Here is a 19,003-nt window from a genome sequence, read left to right on the forward strand (position 1 = left end):
TATAAATGATCTCAGTAGGTATTTTTAATGGATACTATCCATACACGCTTGAAGAAACAATCAGCAAAGTAAAAAAAGACGGATTCAATTGTATTCAGCTTGATCTGAGTTTTAAAGATTTCGACCTGAACGACCCGCACACCTTACCCCAGACATTGACCATCGAAAAAGCGCGTACCATACGCAATGCTTTCCGCGATGCAAATATTGAAATCGTTGCGATTTCAGGATACACAAATCTTATTTCCCCTGACCCTGAAAAAAAGCGTAAGAATATTGAGTATGTAAAAACCTTGTTAAAGTTCGCACGTGAATTTGGAACTCCTTATGTGATTAGTGAAACCGGAACATACGAACCAAGCAGCGACTGGGTTTTTCATGAAAGAAATGCTACCGAAGAGGCTTTTCAGGAAATTAAGGCAGTAATTCAGGAACTGGCGGAATTTGCCTACACACATGATGCTGTATTCCTGGTAGAAAACTATGTAAACAATGTTATTGGAAGTGTTGATCAATTATTAAGGTTATTCAGTGAAGTAGATCATCCGGGACTAGGACTTTTAATGGATCCTACCAACTACTTCAATGGATCCAATATTAAGGATGTTGACGCAAAACTCTACCGGATTTTTAACGCCCTTGGAGATAAGATAAAGATTGCCCATGCCAAAGATATCAAACAGGCAGAAAGTAATGAAGAAAAACATGCAGCGATTGATGCAGTAGAATCGCATACCTTCCGTGGTGCCGGTGATGTAGAACTTCCGGCAGCAGGTCTTGGAGTGCTGAACTATGAATTGTATCTAAAACTGCTTTCCAAAAAACATCCAAATATTCCAATTATTATCGAGCATTTAGACGAGGAAGATATTCCACGGGCTAAGCGATTTGTGGACGATACATTAAAAGCAATTGGTGCATAAGATCGGGATATCAGTGTTAATCCCTTTTAACGTTTTCGCGGGTTTTGATAGCCCTTAACTATTTACCTAAAATTTAATATCATGAACGACTTGAAATTAAGTATTGAACAGAAAGCTGCATACGACCAGGACGGATACCTTATTGTTAAAAACTTTTTAAGCAAAGAAGAAGTCGGTTTACTCTATAACCTGGCCACAAGCGATGATGTGCTGAAAGATAAAGCATTTGATTTTAACGACCAATCCGGAAAACGGACAAAGCTTACTCTTTGGTTTACTCCGGGCGATGATGCCTACGGTTTGTTAACGCGTAGTGAAGCTTTGGTTCAATCTGTACAGGCTTTGCTTGGCCCGGGGGAGGTTTGCCACTTCCACTCAAAATTGATGCAAAAAGAGCCCCAGGTTGGTGGTGCCTGGGAATGGCATCAGGATTATGGATATTGGTATAAAAACGGGTTCTTATTCCCTGATGCCATGATTAGTGTAATGCTTGCCCTTACCGAAGCGACTGTAAAGAATGGGTGTCTGCAGGTATTGAAAGGTTCACATAAAATAGGACGTTTGGAGCATAGTTTCGCAGGTGAGCAGCAAGGTGCAGATATGGATTTTGTTAACGAGGCATTGGGTCGTTTCGAGCGTGTGCATGTAGAGCTGGAACCCGGCGATCTGTTGTTTTTCCATAGCAATACATTGCACATGTCTGAAGCAAATACCTCCGATAAACCTCGCTGGTCTATGATATCGGCCTACAACCTGAGCTATAATAAACCTTTTCGCGAAAAGAACTTATCATGTATTACGCCGGTACAGACGGTTCCCAATAATGCTGTAATATCCTCCGATGCTAAGGGATTATCTGCAGACAGAGATTTTCTTCAGAAAGATGATGAAATAACTCTTAAAGTGAAGTAATTTATATTTGACGTTTAAACTGATACATTGAGATTTAAATTCTTTTGCCCCAGGTGGGGGAGTGAACAGATAAGTTGGGATATATTTTGCCAGAAGGTGAAAAACGAGGGCTATGATGGTGTGGAATACGGAATTCCTAATGATGTTGCAGTGAATGAACTCGATGAGGCCTGGAATAATTTCGAAAAATACGGCTTAGAGGTTATACCTCAGCATTATGGTACCTATGATGCGGAATTCTCAAAGCACTTCAATAATTATGGAGGCTGGCTGGATATGGTACGGCCTTATAGAGCGCTCAAAATTGACTCTCAGACCGGGAAGGATTATTTTACTTTCGAAGAAAATAAAAAACTGGTAGATCGGGCAAGCGAACATACACGCCTAACGGGGGTAGAAGTATTCCATGAAACGCATCGTAACAAGTTTACATTTGCCTGCCATATTACTGCTGAGTATCTCAGAAAAGTTCCTGAATTAAAGATTACCCTTGATGCATCGCACTGGGTAAATGTGGCAGAGTCCTTTTTGGAAGATCAACAGCAGGCCATTGAGCTGGCAATCGCCCGAACGGAACATATTCATGCCCGTGTTGGATATCCGGAGGGTCCGCAGGTTCCCGATCCTGCCGCACCAGAATGGAATGAAGCCCTGCAGCATCATCTAAACTGGTGGGATAAAGTAATCGAGCGCAAACTTTCTGAAGGCGATGCCCTGATAACTATTACTCCCGAATTTGGCCCGTATCCGTATATGGTACATTTGCCTTATTCGCAGAACCCAATTTCTGATCAGTGGGCGAATAATGTTTTTATGATGAACCTGCTCAAAGAGCGGTACAGGAGATTTTATTGAAGATGATTTTAAGAGGGTGGAGAAGTTCTTCATCCTTTTTGATTTGATTGACTATCTCAGAAAAACTGAATGCTTCAGCACCCTGCAGCTTAAATTGTAAACTGGTAATAATATAACTTCACATTAATTGTACTTGTGAGTGTAAATATTACTGACTAGATTTAATAGGTTTTAAACTCTCAATCGCTTATGGATGACTTCTATTCCTCTGAGCTTTTTGTAAAGAACTTTTCAAGCGGATCAAATTATTTTAAGGTTTCCTATACGGACAGCAGGGGCTTAATCTTGCATGGTTTGGTTAAGCAGGTAAGTCCGGATCACTTTGAGGTTTTGGTTCAGGAAAAGGAAGTTATTATTCGTTGCATCAAGGATAAAAATGGCGTGCTTTCCTGTAAGTTAAATAGTTCCGGCAATCCGGAATGGATAGATGGCATTAGCAATGAAGTGGCAAAAATGGTTAGTAGTTAGGTTGTCGGTTAAACAATCCATTTTTAGTTTAATTCATACAATTACTTATTTATTACATCCCTTTAAAGAGCCCTGGTAAGCATTATTTTCTGGCACCGAATTGGTTAGGATATGTATCTAAATTGAGGATATGTACAAGATATTTGTAATAGACGACTGTCCCCTTAACCTGGTTTTAGCGAAAATAATAATCAAGAAACATGGGTTTTTTACGGCTACCTGCTTTTCAGAAGCACAGTTAGCCCTGGATTATATTGCTTGTAATCAAAACGATTCCATAAACTTACCAGACGTAATCTTGCTGGATCTGAACATGCCTGTCATGGATGGGTGGCAGTTTCTTGCTAAGTTTGAAGAACAATTACCCTTAGTGAAGGTAATTGGCGTTTACATGTTATCATCGTCTACGGACCTCAGAGACGTTCAGCGTGCAAAGCAATACCAATCGGTGAAAGAATTTTTCACAAAACCTTTAAGTACTGAAATGCTTAACGAAATTATGATTTCGAGCTTGGCAACAGCCAGTTAACTTAGTGGATTTATTACCTATTGTTTTCCACACCCAATTATTTTAAGGGCAATTACTCTTTTTTGTAAGTGAAGGAACAAAAATGAAAGCTTTCTTAATTGCTCATTAAAAGTTAGATTCATGTCTGCTGAATATGTTTAGATTGTGAGATTCATAAAGTAAGCCCTGATTTGCATTATTTTTTTGCAAATGTCGAAAAAAGACGTACATTTAGAAACCAAACTATCCAAATATACCTCATACAAGCCCTTGTCTTTCAGACGAGGGTTTTTGCTTTTGTAACAATTCGATTGTATAATTACCAAACTGTTAATTTTTGTTAAAAGTCTTTGTGTTTCTGTCAATTTTTATACCTTTGACTCAGGTTTATAATTGGTTAGTTAAAAGGTCTTCATTCTCCCCGTTTGAAGATCTTTCTTTTTTTGAGGCTTTTCCATATAAGCCAAATGATTTCTATTCGGGCTTTATACGGCTTGTCAGGTATACACTTTTTGAATAAGATGCATTTAGTATTGCTGCTTATGTGGGTTGGTATATTAATTCACCCTTTTTAAGGAGAATTTATTTGGGATATCAATCATTAAAGGAACTTTTTCTACAGCTATTGAGCTTAAGTCAAGTCCAAAGCTTTTTTCATCAGACACACTTAATTTTTTAAGTAACTGATGGTAGATAATTATAGACCGCTCAATGAAGCCCAGACTGTTTGCATTAGTAATTACCTTTTCAATTACAACGAATCTGAAATCGCCTGCTATGTTGTACTCACTTAATGAAGGGTATTTACTTGTAATTTCTACTTCACCTGCTTTAACAAGATCTTCAACAACCATTCTAAAAAGAATATTAATACGTTGCTCTACCTTAAACCCTAATTTAAAGTCGACTCTTATTAATTGCTTAGGGATAAATGAAGTAACCTTATATTCTGATGTATAAGGCTCATCGGTAACATCAACATGCAGAAGCCAGTACACATCCGCTCTTTTTGGATTCTTTTGAATAATGGAATAAATAGTCGAATGTTCTATCTCCGTCTTGAAATTTGCGCTTGTCAGATAAACCAGCTGAGATGCATATTTAGGAACTGTTGAGTCGGCGCTTAACTTACTGATAATCGGAAAGTATTGATCTATCTCAACAAACCGCATGTACCTGTTTCTGATTCTCCGTCCGTTTGACCATGACCACATAATTGAAAATAAAACACTTCCCAATATTACGGTAAACCATCCTCCATGCAGGATTCTAGGTAAGTTCCCAGCAAGGAAGGTTAATTCGATAATGCCATATACAACTAAAAATAAGGCAATAAGGTATACGGGATAATGCTTTTTCTTTAGAAAGACGGCTACCAGAATAGAAGTCATTAGCATGGTGATAGTGATAGAAAGACCATAAGCATGCTCCATACTATCTGAATTCTTAAAGATGAGTAAAACCACCATGCAACCAATCCACAAAATCCAATTCATTGAAGGAACATAGATCTGACCTTTCTGAATAGAAGGGAAGTTTATTTTTACCTTAGGCCAAAGATTTAATCTTACGGCTTCAGCAATTAAAGTGAATGAGCCTGAGATCAGAGCCTGACTGGCTATTATTGCAGCCAGAGTTGCAATTCCAATTCCATAAATTAAGAACCAGTTAGGCATTAAACTGTAGAAGGGTATTCGACCTTCCAAATAACCACCTTGTTGCTTCCAAAGCCAAACACCTTGTCCGAAATAGTTAAGTAAGAGGCAAAGTTTTACATATATCCAGCTGATCCTGATATTCGCCCGTCCACAGTGGCCTAAATCTGAATATAGTGCTTCAGCTCCTGTTGTACAAAGAAATACACCTCCAAGAATTAAGAATGCCTGTGGATGTGTTGACAATATATGGTAGGCATAATAGGGATTTACACCTTTTAGTATTTCAGGAAATTGGAGAATAAAAGCGACACCCAGCACGGCAATCATAGTGAACCAGATCCACATTATTGGCCCAAAAGCTTTGCCGATTATAGATGTTCCGAATTGCTGTATAATAAATATTCCTGTCAGGATAATGATTACAATTGGTATAGTTGGTATTTCCGGGTATCGAAGTGCTAATCCTTCAATGGCCGCGGAAACAGTGAAGGGCGGAGTTATTATACCGTCGGCTAATAAAGCTGCGCCTCCAACGGCTGCTGGGATTATCAACCATCTCGCTTTACTCTTGACAAGGGAAAATAATGAGAATATTCCACCTTCCCCTTTATTGTCAGCCTGAAGGGTAATGATGACATATTTAATCGTTGTTTGAAGTGTGAGCGTCCAGAACACGCAGGATAATCCTCCCAAAATAAGGTCAGGGGTGATTAAACGGGTACCAATTATTGACTTGAAAACATATAGCGGAGAGGTGCCTATATCTCCATAAATTATGCCTAAACTAATTAAAAGTCCAGCAGCCGATAGCTTATGAGCATGTTTATGAGTTGCCATTTTAATATTTTAAAACCGCGCCAAAGCTAGATGATTCTTCATAAATGCAACCTCAAAATAGTATGCTTATAACAACGTGTTTATACCATAATTGCAGAGGCCTGGTTTTAAGAAGTAATTTTTTAAGTTGAAATTAGATGTTGGCTGTTAATAGCGGCCCTCTGTATGATAATTTTCTCAAAAAGACGATTCATAGGTAAGCAGGTCGTTACTATTTTAGTACAGCCTTTTTTATTTAACGTTACGCTTCTTCAGTTATTAAACTCAGCATTTAAGATATTTAAAGCTTTTTAAAGAGTAAGCGAGTACTCATATTGAACTGTAATAATCAAATAGGTGCCTTGGAACTTGCTTTTGACACTGATCCCTTGCTTTTAGCTTTATTTGGGCATAGATAAGGAAAGCTTATTTGGATTATACTCTTTTGGGCGTTCCATTAGCATTGGTTGGCGCACAAGAAGAATTGGAAGTAAAAAGGCTTTCAGATTTCTCTAAAAGCCTTTTGGATCAAGTAGCGGGGAGCAGGATCGAACTGCCGACCTCAGGGTTATGAATCCTGCGCTCTAACCATCTGAGCTACCCCGCCGTTTTCAATTATTTTTAGATCACTCTAAAAATTGGAGTTGCAAATATAGTTTAATTTACTTTCCTTTAAAAAGAAATCTAAAAAACTCTCCGAAGGTTTAGAAAAGGAAATTAAGAATGTCAGAAAAAAAGAAGTTTAGCCTGGAATATGAGGTAAAATCATCTCCAAAAATATTATTCAGTTTTTTAAATGAACCAAATGGTTTAGCACAATGGTTTGCAGATGACGTTCAATACAGAGATCAGGTGTATTCTTTTGTATGGGACGGCGAAGAACATAAAGCCAAATTGCTTTCTATAAAAGAAAATAAGCTGGTCAAATTCAGATGGGTAGATGATGAACCTGTTTTTTATTTTGAAATGGAGATTCTTCAGGATGAATTAACCAATGACGTTGCCTTATGTATAACCGATTTTGCGCCTGATGATCTGATGGAAGAACGTAAACTTATCTGGGATAATCAAATTGAATATTTGATTAGTGTTATAGGGGCTTAGGGATTTAAATCCCTATTTTTGTGTTGTGAAAAAAATACACCTGCTGGTTTTGAAGGCCTTTATCAGGCCCTTCATTGTTACCTTTTTCATTGTCATGTTTGTATTGTTGATGCTATTTTTATTTAAATACATCGATGATCTAATTGGTAAAGGTTTTCAATGGTATGTAATTCTGCAATTAATGTGGTATGCATCGGCCACCAATGTTGCCATGGCTTTACCTCTTGCCATGCTCTTATCATCCATCATGACATTCGGAAGCCTGGGAGAAAATTATGAGCTTGTAGCCATTAAAGCAGCTGGAATCTCCCTTCAAAAGGCAATGGCTCCTCTATTTGTTTTGGTGTCTTTACTTAGTATTGGCGCTTTTCTTTTTTCTGATTATATGCTGCCTGTTGCTAATTTGAAGTTTGGATCCCTGTTATGGGATGTAAGGAACCAGAAGGGCGCGTTTTTACTAAAAGAGGGGGTTTTTAATAATAGTATTCCTGGTTTCAGTATCAGGGTTCAACAGAAAGATCCGGATGAAAGAACCCTATATAACATTATCATCTACGATCATAATAACGCTACTGGTAATGTTGTTATAAGGGCCAAGCAGGGCGTGATGACAAAAACTCCGGATGAAAGTTCGTTGATTCTTAATCTTAAAGATGGTGTAAGATACGAGGAGAAGTCTGGAGACGGAACGTATAATCCAAGACAGCGCTTTACCCGGTATAAATTTAAAGAAACAACGCAAAAGTTTGATTTATCGGGTTTCAAAATGCAAAGAACAGATGAGAATTTGTTTAAAAGCAGTTATGCGATGATGAACCTAAAGCAATTAAAATACTATAAAGATTCTACCGTCAAAGTAACTGATAGCACTATAAGAACATACGATAATATGGTCATTCCTATGATCAGGCTTTACGCCATGAATGCTCCGGTCAGTTCAGTTAAGGTCGGGAGTATTCCTCAGTATAAAAAGAATGTACTAGACATTGTGCCGGTTAACGAACGGTCGAATGCTATCTCATTTGCACTATCTGAGACAAGAGGGATTAAGGATGTTGTGAGTGCAAAGGCAATAGAGAAAACTGATTATAAAAAGAGTATTCTTAGATATGTTGTAGAATATAATCGAAAATTTACGCTTGCGGTATCCTGTCTTATACTCTTCTCCATCGGCGCTCCATTGGGTGCCATTATCAGGAAGGGTGGCCTGGGTTTGCCGGTTGTAATGTCAGTTTTGTTTTTTCTAATCTATCATATTATTTCTCAGATTGGAGAGAAATCTGCTAAGGCAGGTACCATGGATCCTATTTTAGGAATGTGGATAGCAATTATTGTTTTAACCCCGTTAGGGGTTTTCCTGACTTATAAAGCTGCTATAGATTCGGCGATTTTTGACGTAGATTATTACAAGCAGCAAATTCTTAAGCTCATAAAAAAGAAAGACAGCTGAACATCTTTTACCCGCAGATTATAAAGTTTTACCTGAATTTAATTACAGAACTGTAATTTTGTTTTTATAATGGATATCAAGCTTAATACGATAGAAGAAGCAATCGAAGAAATTAAAGCCGGAAAGGTAATTATAGTTGTTGACGACGAAGACAGGGAAAATGAAGGCGATTTCTTAACAGCGGCCAGAAATGCAACACCAGAGGTTGTAAATTTTATGGCGAAATACGGCCGTGGCTTAATTTGTGTCCCTTTAACAGATGAACGCTGCGACGAGCTAAAGCTCGATTTGATGGTTGGCAAGAATACCACTTCTCATGAAACTAATTTTACCGTTTCGGTTGATCTGATAGGTCATGGGTGTACCACAGGTATTTCAGCAACAGACCGGTCTAAAACTATTCAGGCTTTAATTAATCCCCAAAGCACTCCTGACGATCTTGGGCGGCCAGGGCATATTTTCCCCTTAAGAGCGAAGGATGGAGGTGTGCTGCGTCGTGCGGGTCACACAGAAGCTGCAATAGACCTGGCGGCAATGGCCGGGTTTGAACCTGCGGGCGTTATTGTCGAAATTATGAACGAAGACGGCGACATGGCGCGTTTACCCGAGCTCATGGTTATAGCTAAACAGCTTGACATGAAAATTATTTCCATTAAGGACTTAATTGCTTACCGCTTATGCCAGGAATCTTTGATAAAGAAAGAAGTATCTGTAAAGTTACCTACAGAATGGGGTGAATTCGAATTGGTTGCTTACACCCAAATTGATTCGGGAGAACACCATATTGCTCTTGTTAAGGGAACCTGGGAAGAGAATGAACCTATATTGGTAAGGGTTCATAGTTCTTGCATTACAGGAGACATATTTGGTTCGTGCAGATGTGATTGCGGGCCCCAATTGCATAAGGCGATGGAAATGATTGATAAGGAAGGCAAGGGAGTGATTATTTATATGAACCAGGAAGGCAGAGGAATCGGCCTAATCAATAAATTGCGTGCCTATAACCTTCAGGAAAACGGTTTTGATACTGTCGATGCAAATTTAAAGCTCGGCTTTAAAATGGATCAGCGCGATTATGGTTTGGGCGCACAAATATTGCGCAGTCTGGGTATTAAAAAAATGCGTCTGATGTCTAATAACCCAACAAAGCGGGCCGGATTAATTGGATATGGAATTGAAATTGTTGAAAATGTTCCTATCGAGATCAAGTCTAATATCCATAATGAGCTGTATCTCAAAGCCAAGAGAGATAGAATGGGACATACTATTATGAAAGGCTCTTAAGTATCTGAGTTTAAAATTACACCGTATTTTAGCATTTGCTGTTTTTCCTCCCGGGTAGAAATAGCGAATGTTATGAATTAATAGCTTTCCTGGCTTAACCACATATAAAAAACAAAGGCTTCAAAGGCCGATCAGAACTTTCTAAATTCGATTATTTAACGGATGGTTTTTTTTGTCCCGTACTCTCATTAGAAGGGTTTGACATAACCACCGGCGGGGATGTATTAATAGGCGGAGGAGGTGCCTGGGGAACCTCGTTTTGGCGTTCTTCCATACGTTTTCTGCCAATTAATGCCCGTAAAAATTCCCCCAGAGTGTCAAAATCTTTGCGGTACACCAATCCTAACGCACTAACATATTCCTGATTTGTGTTGGTGCTCAGCACAACTTTATTATTTAACCGGTTCGATGCTCTTGCAATAAGGCTGCCATCTTTTTTTATCAGATATTGAGCTTCCACGTCTCTTGCAAAAGAATTACCAATAACATCAAACCCACTCGTAAGTACCCTGGTATCAGTAATTCCACCTGTCAATATTAATCTGTCTTTAAATAATCTGAAAGTCGCACTCGCGTCATTTAATGAGCGCACATTAAAATCTACTGACCTTAAATTTAACGTTTGTGCCAGAATAGTATTCAGCTGGTTGAATGTTAATTCTGTTACCGTGCTAAGAACGGTTTCGTTAACAGCATTGAATTCCAGGCCCGAATTAGAAGCGAATGACCGGCGCGCAACGAAGCTCAGGGCTTGCTGGGTTCTGTTATTGATATCACTTAAATAACTTTGTAATTCATCTTTAACATACGGGTCCTGAGGGAAATTAATGTCCAGATCAATTTTAGGACGGGTTAATACACCAGTTAAAGTCATTACGGCTTCGGCATTTATACTCTCCCGTTTTGCTGGCCTGCCTGCGGCAACATATAAAGGTCCCAGGTTTGCTCTCTGGCTGTAAACAGCTGTTAAGTTAATCTCCGCTTCTACCGGATCTCCGGTCCACCGGATTGAACCACCCTGCCGGATTTCAAAGATCTTACTGATATATTCCTGTGCTGTATATTGAAATTCTCCGCTTGTAATAAGGTATCTTCCAAACATCTGAAATTCGCCGAGACTCGTAATGTTTAAGGATAGAGCCTCTGAGGTTCCTTTACCACTAAGTTTTCCGAGGTCGGTGATAATATTTACCTGTGAGGCTTCATCAACCTCAAGGTTTAAATTCATGGAAAGACCGCTAAACGATGGCTGCTTTCGCGGAGTTAATGAAGAATCTTTAGCAACAAACGTAATAAAGTCATTGCTGGCTACACGAGAAGCAGCATTTAAGGGAATATTGAATATTGTACCAGCCTCGGTTTTTGCATTTATATTAATGCGCATATTATTTGTCGGACCTTTAAAAGTATAGGTTCCGGTAGCATATGCTGTCCCATAATATAAGGGGTTATCTTTTGATGTTGTATTTAATGCCATAAAATTGTCGGCATCTATAACGATATCAATATAAGGCGTTTTCGGCTTCTTCATATTGATGGAGCCGCTGGCATAGGCCTTATGGTTTTTTATATCTGTCAATTCTAACCTGTCCAGATTTATAACACTATTCGTAATACTAATATCATCGGTAATGCTGTAAGGTGTTTTAAGATAATTGACAATTAAGCGTGCATTCTTTAACCTGGCCGTGCCGTTTATATCCGGATCAAAAACACTTCCGGTAACTTTAAAATTGGCAGAGACGTTTCCGGAAACATTTGACACCAGATGCTTCATGAACGGTTGAAAAATCACCAGTTCACTATCTTCCATCACCAGGTCAAGGTTTAAGGTATTCTTGTCAGAATTTGCGTTATAATTACCCGCAATGTTCATGGTTTCTTTACCATTTTTCTGAATATTAAGAACCAAATCAACTAATCTGGTACTATTATCCAGGTTCGCAACCATTGTTAACTCTCCGATAGGAACATTATTCATTACCAGGGAGTCAATAATCAAATCAGATTCTATTTTAGGCGTTTTGGTAACTGAGGATAGTGTAATGTTCCCGTTAAGTTCTCCTCCTAAAGTTATTCCCCTGGTTTTTGTCACAGGATTAAAGGTTCCCAGTTTGAATTGTTTGAAACCCGCGTTGAGTTTATCGTTAGGATCTGCGGAAATTATCCCGTCGAGAGTTAAGTACTGATTATCGCGGAACAGAGCAAAATCGCTAATAGCTAATTTGCCTTTGTCATAATTAAACCGTACCTGTTCTGGCACGCGCCATACATCTCCGTTGATAATAACATCAGAAGGTAACAAGCTTAAACTGGCAAAATTTTCTGTGTCGAACTCTACTAATCCGTTTAAATCGAGCTGATTCACAGCATTTTTGTCAGATAGTTTAACGTTCAATGATAAGCTGTCGTTATGGAAAATGTTTGCCACGTTGACGTTTTGAATGTACAGGCTGTCGGTAATATCTACTCTGTCTGATGTCAAAAACACATTCAGTGCATTCGGTTGGGTTGATTCATCAATAATGAAGTTGTGGATTTTTATCTTGTTATATTCTATTAATGAACTTGAACCCGTTAAAGTTGCAACGTTTTCAGCAGAGATAAAACGGCCTCTGAATTCAGCGCCTTCGGGAACTCTTAAAGCCGGAATAAACATTACGCTGATTGGTTCGAAGTATTTCAGATTTAGAATAAAATCAAAATTTTGTATGCCAATCGGGCCGCTTTTACTTTTTAAAGAGGGAACATATTGTTTAATAACCGAGGTGAAATAGGACGGCAACAATTTTAAATCATATTGTCCTTGTATGCCCGCATCTAAAATATCAGAATTTATGGTAAGCGACCGGGAGTTGCCCACACCGCTGGCTAAAACATAAACAGAATCCACAACCAGCGAGTGATGAGGCGTTGTCATGCGGATTCGTCGTAACTCCAGATTTCCCTGAATGTTATTTAAATTGTTCCCGCTAAAGGCTGTATGAAAATCTGCATCTATCTGGACAGTGTCCTTTGTAAAGCCAAGTTTATGAAGGTTGGTATTTCGAAGAGTAGCATTAAACTGAAAGACAGGGAGTTTAGAGGTGAAGTTTATGCCACCTAAAAAGTTGAGGTTAATGTTCTTGTCGTTTATATCAATCTTCCCGTTAAAGAAATTTTTGTTATACTTTCCATTAATCTTGATATTTGAGTAGCGGTATCCTTTATAATCAAAATAGGTTATATCTGCATTGATGTTTTCCTGAACGTCTTTTAATGAAAAGCCTTGTCCGATAATTTTAGCCGACATGCTGGTCCGGCCCAGATCTTTTCTGTCTAAAAGTTCTCCGAGGTTAAAATCGAAGGTTTTAATAGTGCCTGAATATTTGGGAAGCCCATTTAAGTTCATACGCAGGTCGGTAATAACTCTGCCTAATGCGGTTTTTAGTTCTCCGTTAGCCTTAAAATCTTTTAGAAATCCTGTGAATTTGCCTTTAAAGCTCACGTTCCCAAACTTTTCTGCAATTGCCGGAATCTGGTTTGTCTTTCCTGTTGCCAGTTTAATTAATCGGTCGGCATCTCTTTTATTGCTGTGCATCCGATCGAAGCGCAGGTTTACATATGTTTTATTAATGGCAGGCAAGCCTTTGATGTCGAAATCGCCTTTAATATAAGTCGCCTGGCCCGCAGAAGCTGAAAAGTTTCTGGCTTTTAAATCTCTGATGAATCCTGTGACATCACCTTTAACTTTGACTTCGAAATTGGGTGGTAGGTTATCAGCAAAAAATCCAAGATCTTTGGTATGTACGACTGAATTTGTTAGGTGACTTTTAAGGTAAACTTTGTTTACAAAATTATTCAGGTCTTTAAAATGATGATATTTCAGTAATAGATAGTCAGAAACCTGGCTTTGCGGAGTTTGCAGAATAAGGCTTTTAAACTCCATTTGATTGGTATCTATAGCAGCAATTGTGCTCAGATTTCTTAATCTGAATCCGCTTTTTTCGCGGAAGTTAAGGTTTTGAATATTTGCCTCGAAAAGGTGGGACCTTGTATTGATATCTAATACCGTGGTATTGAGATTTCGAAGATGAAGGTCGTCAAAATTGATTCGTTTTAATATGCTAACGCGGTTAAAGTTCTTATACTTAAAGTCGATATTGTTTAAAACTACTTTATCAAGGCTAACCTGATACCTTTTTTTAGGTTTTGTACTTGGTTTTGTTGTGCCGGTATTAAAATAATTTATAATAAACTGCAGATTCGTTTCACCGGTTTTATAGGTTTTTAAAAAGAACTTTCCATCATCCATTTGTACGGTATTAACCGATACAATACGTTCTTTTATCGAAAAGTAATTTAAATCAACTGTAAACTTTGGTGAGTGCAGAAGAGTATCTTTGTCCAAATCCTGAACATATAGGCCCTCAAGCACCACCGATTTAAACGGCTTGATATATAAGCCCTCAATGGAAATAGTAGTTTTTAACTCTTTGGATAAGTACCTGGCGGCTCTTTTTGCTATAACAGTTTGAACCGGTTTAAATTGCAGAGAAAAAATCAAAGCACCTAAAAGTAATATGATTACTGTTAGGGTCCAAAGCGTTATTTTGAGTACTTTTTTGATAATTTTGTAGTTTAACTAGCAAACAAAAAATTTAAGATACAGTTTTGGCAATAATCCTTGGTATAGAATCTTCGTGTGATGAAACTTCAGCTTCTATATGTATAGACGGTAAAATCTATTCAAATAGTATAGCGAATCAAATAGTTCATCAAAATTATGGTGGTGTTGTTCCCGAACTTGCGTCCAGGGCACATCAGCAAAATATAATTCCTGTTGTTCAAGAAGCCATTGCGGCTGCAAAAATACGTAAAAAAGACATTAGCGCAGTAGCTTTTACTCGCGGTCCGGGTTTACTTGGTTCTTTGTTAGTTGGAACTTCATTTTCGAAGGCATTTGCACTTGCAAATTCCATCCCGTTAATTGAGATAAATCATATGCAGGCCCATATTCTGGCTCATTTTATTGACGATCCTAAACCCCCTTTCCCTTTCCTTTGCCTTACTGTATCAGGAGGACATACTCAAATTGTGTTGGTTAAAGATTACTTTGAAATGGAGATCGTAGGTCAGACGACAGATGATGCCGCAGGTGAAGCTTTTGATAAAACAGCAAAAATTTTAAATCTGCCTTACCCCGGTGGTCCCCTGATAGATAAATATGCAAAGCAAGGAAATCCCCTGGCGTATTCTTTTCCTGAGCCGCAGATCGGCGGGCTCGATTTTAGCTTTAGCGGGTTAAAAACGGCTATTTTATATTTTATCAGAGACAATAAAAAGATTGATGAACACTTTGTTGAGAATAACCTTGCAGATATCTGCGCATCGGTTCAGCATAGAATAGTCACCATATTACTGGCCAAGGTAAAACGTGCCGCCCAGGAGTATAATATTAAGGATATAGCTATAGCGGGTGGAGTGTCTGCAAACTCTGGCTTGCGTACCGGCCTTGAGCAGGCTGCTGAAAAAAATGGATGGAATGTTTATATCCCATCTTTCGAATATTGTACAGACAATGCCGCAATGATCGCAATTGCTGGTTATTATAAATTTTTAGCGAAGGATTTTGTTGGGCAGGATATTGCGCCACTGGCAAGAATGAGTTTTTAAATCAATAAAATGGGCATTACATCATTAATTTTCGGACTCGTTATCGTCGTCCCTCTTATTTTTGTTATCTATTCAATTATTTTAAAAGATAAACAAAATGGCAAACTAGGAGCAGTAGTTGTCGGTATAATATTTATAGCAGCGATTGTGATCTCTTATTACGTAAACCGGAATAAGTAAAATATTTGGTATAGCGCATTAGGATTGGCGATCTGGTCGGCAATGACGATTTGGTGGGATACGATTGTTGTTGGAACGATGATGGTGTTAAATGCGAGATTATCCAGGTCCGTCATTCCTGCGCAGGCAGGAATCTTAATGCTTGGTAAGATAATGGTACAGCGTGTTACGATTGCCGATCGGGTCGGCAATGACGATACGCAGAAATGATGAGGTTACCTATTATGTAAGATGCTGAAAACAAGTTCAGCACGACCATGCCTGAAAGCGGTCACTCTTCCAGGAAAATTAATTTGATGAAACAAGCGATAGTAATAGGAGCAGGCATTGCAGGGGTTGCTACCGCGATACGGTTAGCGTTAAAAGGATATTCGGTAAAAGTTTTCGAAGCCAATGCTGGTCCGGGGGGCAAGCTGTCAGAGCTCGAAACGAAAGGCTATCGTTTTGATGCCGGGCCGAGTTTGTTCACCATGCCTCAATACGTGGATGAATTATTTATCCTTTCTGAAAAAAATCCCGGAGATTATTTTCAATACAAGAGTCTGGATAAAATATGCAACTATTTTTATGAGGACAATACAAGAATTACTGCCTGGTCCGATACCGAGAAATTCGCTGAAGAGATAGCTTCCAAAACTTCTGATAAGGCATCCTCAGTGAAAATGTTTTTGAAAAAAAGCGGGACGATTTATTCAATTACAAATCCTGTTTTTCTTGAAAAATCCCTCCATCGTTTAAAAACATATCTAAGCTGGGATACAGTAAAATCATTTCTTCGGATCAGTGAAATAGATCCGATGCGAAGTATGAATAAAGCAAATGAAACGTTCTTTAGCGATAAGAAAACTGTTCAATTGTTTAACCGGTATGCTACCTATAATGGTTCTGATCCCTATCAGGCTCCGGCCACTTTAAATGTAATTCCGCATTTGGAGTACCACTACGGGGCATATTTTCCTAAAGGCGGAATGTATAGTATTACCACCAGCCTGGTAAAGCTTGCTAAGGACTTAGGAGTACAGTTTCTTTATAACTCAGAGGTTGATGAGATTGTACTCAAAAATGAGGTGGTCCAGGGAGTGAAAGTCAAAGGAGTTCTGGAAAAATCATCGGTTGTAGTTTCCAATATGGATGTTTGGTTTACTTATAAAAAGCTTTTACCACATCAAAAGGCACCTGTACGTAAACTTGACCAGGAAAGAAGCAGTTCTGCTTTGATTTTTTACTGGGGCATTAAAGCCGAGTTTCCGCAGCTTGATCTTCATAATATTTTCTTTAGCGATAATTATAAACAGGAATTTAACGCGATCTGGAAAGAACAAAAAATTTATCATGATCCGACAGTTTATATAAATATAACTTCGAAATATAAGACCGATGACGCCCCGGCCGGTTGCGAAAATTGGTTTGTCATGATAAATGTTCCGGCAAATAGCGGGCAGGATTGGGATATACTCATTGCGGAAGCCAGGATTAATATTCTGAAAAAGTTGAGCAGGATGTTAAAAATGGACATTAGATCGCTCATTCAATGTGAAACAATTTTAGATCCCAGATCTATAGAGTTTAAAACATCGTCATACCAGGGCTCTTTATATGGCACGAGTTCAAATAATAAGTTTGCAGCTTTCCTGCGGCATCCAAATTTTTCTTCAAAATTAAAAGGCCTGTTCTTCGCGGGCGGAAGTGTCCATCCGGGCGGGGGGATCCCATTGTCTCTTTTATCTGCTAAAATTGTAAGTGATCTGGTAGAGAATAAATAAATAAATAAATAAATGCCAAAAAACGTTCTTCCTGGAGCGAAATAAGTATTAAGTGGTCGCTATTCGACTTTTATCAATAGTGACCGCTAGCAGGCTTATAACCTGACAGAACGCTTTTCTGACCAAAGTAAAAATAGATTTTGAACTTATTTATATATATCGTAATATTGCAATGTAATGGGACTGACAAAATCCGAAATATTTACAGAAGAGCAGAATAAATTAGCCCAGTTATTAAAGGCTGTAGCGCATCCTGCCCGTATAGCAATTTTACAGCATGTGATTAAAACAAAGGCCTGTATATGCGGAGATCTGGTAGAAGAGCTAGGTCTGGCTCAGGCAACAATATCACAGCATTTAAAAGAATTGAAAAATGCAGGTCTGATACAAGGAACTATTGAGGGCGTGAGCGTATGCTATTGCATCAATCCGGTAACCTGGAAAATGTTTGAGAATATAATGAAGAAATTTATTGGTTCCTATAAGTTAGCATCGAACTGCTGTTAAAAAATTTTTTTACTCCTAATAATCGCAATATTGCAATGATATAAATCCAAAAATCATGAAAACTGAAGAAGAAATTAAAGATCTGGTAAGGCAAAAATATAGTGAGATCGCTTTACAGGATAAAGCATTAAATGAAAGCGCCTGTTGTGGTTCTGGCTGCTGCAGTTCCGAAGTCTATAATATCATGAATGATGATTACAGTAAGCTTGAAGGATATAATCCTGATGCGGATTTAGGTTTGGGTTGTGGATTACCAACTCAGTTTGCGCAGATTAAAGGGGGAGACGTGGTAATTGATTTAGGCTCTGGAGCTGGTAACGATTGTTTTATTGCCCGTGCCGAGACCGGTGAGGCAGGTAAAGTAATCGGTATTGATTTTACAGAAGCAATGATAAATAAAGCCAGGGAAAATGCAGAGAAACTTGGTTTTAACAATGTGGAGTTTCGCATCGGCGATATTGAAAAAATGCCGGTTTCTGCGAATACAGCCGATGTTATCGTTAGCAATTGTGTATTAAATCTTGTACCCAACAAGGATAATGTATTTAAGGAGATTTACAGAGTGTTAAAACCCGGGGGCCACTTCAGTATTTCTGATATAGTGTTGGTGGGTAATTTGCCTTCTCAGCTTCAGGACGCGGCAGAAATGTATGCAGGCTGCGTTTCTGGTGCAATTCAAAAAGAAAAGTATTTAGAATTGATTAGGAGCAATGGGTTCGAAAAGATAAAATTGCAAAAAGAAAAAGTAATTGTTATTCCTGATGATATTTTAATAAATTATTTAAATCCCCTGGAACTTGTTGATTTTAAATCGGGTAATACCGGAATATTCAGTATCAGTGTGTTTGCTCAGAAGCCTGAGGCGAAAGCTTGTTGTGAGCCGGGATGTTGCTAAAAATAAGATTAAGGATTTGTCTGGA

The 19,003-nt window shown here is 38.5% G+C and carries 15 protein-coding genes and 1 tRNA gene; 13 read left to right on the forward strand and 3 right to left on the reverse strand.

Features of this window, described 5'->3' with window-relative positions; all coding sequences use genetic code 11:
* The first annotated feature begins 5 nt into the window (after positions 1-5).
* The 5 genes from WG906_RS18935 (at position 6) to WG906_RS18955 (ending at position 3,687) form a co-directional block, all read left to right on the forward strand.
* On the forward strand, positions 6-923 hold the full coding sequence (locus tag WG906_RS18935) for a sugar phosphate isomerase/epimerase family protein (RefSeq protein WP_339994463.1): 918 nt from the start codon (positions 6-8) through the stop codon (positions 921-923).
* Positions 924-1,004: 81 nt separating this feature from the next.
* Positions 1,005-1,835, forward strand: coding sequence for a phytanoyl-CoA dioxygenase family protein (locus WG906_RS18940; protein ID WP_339994464.1), 831 nt, complete (start codon positions 1,005-1,007; stop codon positions 1,833-1,835).
* A gap of 27 nt (positions 1,836-1,862) precedes the next feature.
* Complete coding sequence (locus tag WG906_RS18945) at positions 1,863-2,690, forward strand: sugar phosphate isomerase/epimerase family protein (RefSeq protein ID WP_339994465.1); 828 nt, start codon at positions 1,863-1,865, stop codon at positions 2,688-2,690.
* 189 nt (positions 2,691-2,879) lie between these two features.
* Positions 2,880-3,158 (forward strand): hypothetical protein, encoded by a 279-nt coding sequence (locus WG906_RS18950; protein WP_339994466.1) that lies wholly within the window; start codon positions 2,880-2,882, stop codon positions 3,156-3,158.
* 130 nt (positions 3,159-3,288) lie between these two features.
* On the forward strand, positions 3,289-3,687 hold the full coding sequence (locus tag WG906_RS18955; RefSeq protein WP_339994467.1) for a response regulator: 399 nt from the start codon (positions 3,289-3,291) through the stop codon (positions 3,685-3,687).
* 536 nt (positions 3,688-4,223) lie between these two features.
* On the opposite strand, the gene WG906_RS18960 is transcribed toward WG906_RS18955, so the two are convergent.
* On the reverse strand, positions 4,224-6,161 hold the full coding sequence (locus WG906_RS18960; RefSeq protein WP_339994468.1) for a KUP/HAK/KT family potassium transporter: 1,938 nt from the start codon (positions 6,159-6,161) through the stop codon (positions 4,224-4,226).
* 512 nt (positions 6,162-6,673) lie between these two features.
* Positions 6,674-6,747: transfer RNA gene (locus WG906_RS18965), tRNA-Met, on the reverse strand.
* A 116-nt stretch (positions 6,748-6,863) separates the two neighbouring features.
* Here WG906_RS18965 and WG906_RS18970 point away from each other — a divergent pair.
* The 3 genes from WG906_RS18970 to WG906_RS18980 all read left to right on the forward strand — a co-directional run bounded on the left by WG906_RS18970 (position 6,864) and on the right by WG906_RS18980 (position 9,978).
* Positions 6,864-7,244 (forward strand): START-like domain-containing protein, encoded by a 381-nt coding sequence (locus WG906_RS18970; protein ID WP_339994469.1) that lies wholly within the window; start codon positions 6,864-6,866, stop codon positions 7,242-7,244.
* A 25-nt stretch (positions 7,245-7,269) separates the two neighbouring features.
* Positions 7,270-8,694, forward strand: a complete 1,425-nt coding sequence (locus WG906_RS18975; RefSeq protein WP_339994470.1) for an LptF/LptG family permease — start codon at positions 7,270-7,272, stop codon at positions 8,692-8,694.
* Between the two features lie 69 nt (positions 8,695-8,763).
* Complete coding sequence (locus tag WG906_RS18980) at positions 8,764-9,978, forward strand: bifunctional 3,4-dihydroxy-2-butanone-4-phosphate synthase/GTP cyclohydrolase II (protein WP_339994471.1); 1,215 nt, start codon at positions 8,764-8,766, stop codon at positions 9,976-9,978.
* Positions 9,979-10,129: 151 nt separating this feature from the next.
* Here WG906_RS18980 and WG906_RS18985 read toward each other — a convergent pair whose 3' ends face one another.
* The gene (locus WG906_RS18985) at positions 10,130-14,524 is read right to left on the reverse strand and encodes a translocation/assembly module TamB domain-containing protein (protein WP_339994472.1); all 4,395 of its coding nucleotides are present in this window, start codon (positions 14,522-14,524) and stop codon (positions 10,130-10,132) included.
* A 107-nt stretch (positions 14,525-14,631) separates the two neighbouring features.
* Between WG906_RS18985 and tsaD the strand changes: the two genes are divergently transcribed.
* From tsaD to WG906_RS19010, 5 genes are all read left to right on the forward strand, one after another.
* Complete coding sequence (gene tsaD / locus WG906_RS18990; protein ID WP_339994473.1) at positions 14,632-15,633, forward strand: tRNA (adenosine(37)-N6)-threonylcarbamoyltransferase complex transferase subunit TsaD; 1,002 nt, start codon at positions 14,632-14,634, stop codon at positions 15,631-15,633.
* Between the two features lie 204 nt (positions 15,634-15,837).
* A complete protein-coding gene (locus WG906_RS18995) occupies positions 15,838-16,023 on the forward strand; it encodes a hypothetical protein (RefSeq protein ID WP_339994474.1) in 186 nt (61 codons plus the stop codon).
* Between the two features lie 86 nt (positions 16,024-16,109).
* A complete protein-coding gene (gene crtD, locus WG906_RS19000; protein WP_339994475.1) occupies positions 16,110-17,576 on the forward strand; it encodes a 1-hydroxycarotenoid 3,4-desaturase CrtD in 1,467 nt (488 codons plus the stop codon).
* 177 nt (positions 17,577-17,753) lie between these two features.
* A complete protein-coding gene (locus tag WG906_RS19005) occupies positions 17,754-18,083 on the forward strand; it encodes an ArsR/SmtB family transcription factor (RefSeq protein WP_339994476.1) in 330 nt (109 codons plus the stop codon).
* A gap of 55 nt (positions 18,084-18,138) precedes the next feature.
* On the forward strand, positions 18,139-18,978 hold the full coding sequence (locus WG906_RS19010) for an arsenite methyltransferase (protein ID WP_339994477.1): 840 nt from the start codon (positions 18,139-18,141) through the stop codon (positions 18,976-18,978).
* Positions 18,979-19,003 lie beyond the last annotated feature (25 nt).

The organism is Pedobacter superstes (assembly GCF_037622515.1).
Lineage (GTDB): Bacteria > Bacteroidota > Bacteroidia > Sphingobacteriales > Sphingobacteriaceae > Paradesertivirga > Paradesertivirga superstes.